This window comes from Thermococcus sp. M36, assembly GCF_012027355.1.
GTDB lineage: Archaea > Methanobacteriota_B > Thermococci > Thermococcales > Thermococcaceae > Thermococcus.
Genome location: NZ_SNUH01000303.1, coordinates 1 through 405, shown reverse-complemented (window position 1 = coordinate 405; position 405 = coordinate 1). Strand labels below are relative to the sequence as shown.

The window sequence follows — 405 nt, the reverse complement described above, 5'->3', positions numbered from 1 at the left end:
ATCGTTCTGTAAATTTAACAATAAACTCTGCTTTTGTGTTTTAGCAATTTTGGTATTAACAGATGCAATCTGTTGTTGCTTTTTATAAATACCGCCATTATAAATAGGGACAGTAACACTTAAGCCAGCAAATGGCCCGTAGCTTTGGTTTAGTAAGGTTTGTCCGGCTGCACTTTCTGTTCTTCCGAAGTTTATACCGGTATTAAAACGTAAGGATGGATAACGCAATGCTGCAGTTTCTTTTTCAATTAACTCATTAATTTTTATCTGCTCATCTGCAGCCATTAAATAAGAGTTGGTATTAATAGCGTTTAATACTTCATCTAATTTCAAACTCTTTTCAACCCTGATAGTTCGGTAACTATAAACGACAGTATTTGGGTTGAAAAGAGTTTGAAATTAGAT

Annotated in this window: 1 protein-coding gene; it reads right to left on the bottom strand. The window is 33.8% G+C overall.

Annotation, left to right across the window (positions count from 1 at the left end):
• Nucleotides 1-333: TolC family protein (locus E3E36_RS12450; RefSeq protein WP_255452980.1), on the bottom strand; the 333-nt coding region annotated here is incomplete at its 3' end.
• Nucleotides 334-405 lie beyond the last annotated feature (72 nt).